At 40.5% G+C, this 531-nt stretch carries 1 protein-coding gene; it reads right to left on the reverse strand.

Going from position 1 to position 531, the window contains the following annotated elements; translation table 11 throughout:
• Nucleotides 1-531 (reverse strand): Ty3/Gypsy family RNase HI domain-containing protein (locus HLA95_RS30465; RefSeq protein ID WP_222185230.1); only part of this gene is annotated, 531 nt, incomplete at both ends.

The following is a 531-nucleotide window of genomic DNA, read 5'->3' on the forward strand; positions in this document are numbered from 1 at the left end:
TCTCTGAAATGGGGAGGGTATTAGCAGAATCATCAAAGGATATCCTAGACAAATGGTCGGCGACAACATTCTCAACTCCTTTCTTATCTTTAATTGTCAAATTAAATTCTTGGAGGAGTAGAATCCACCTAATCAGTCTTTGCTTGGCATCTTGTTTTGTCAAAAGATATTTTAATGCCGCGTGGTCCGTAAAGACTAGAATGGGTGAACCTAAGATGTACGACCGAAATTTGTCTAAGGCAAAAACCACCGCTAGTAATTCCTTCTCAGTTGTTGTGTAATTCCTCTGAGCATCATTCATTGTCCTACTAGCATAATAGATTACATGTGGTTTTTTATCTATTCTTTGACCTAATACCGCTCCTATGGCAAAGTCGCTGGCATCGCACATGATTTCGAAAGGCAAGTTCCAATCGGGCGTTTGCATAATGGGAGGTGAAGTTAACATTTCTTTCAGTTTACAAAAAGCGACCTCACAATCATGCCCCCACTCAAAAGGAACGTCCTTTGCTAAGAGATTACACAAGGGTC

This window comes from Geminicoccus harenae (genome assembly GCF_019800005.1).
GTDB classification, from domain to species: Bacteria; Pseudomonadota; Alphaproteobacteria; order Geminicoccales; family Geminicoccaceae; genus Geminicoccus; species Geminicoccus harenae.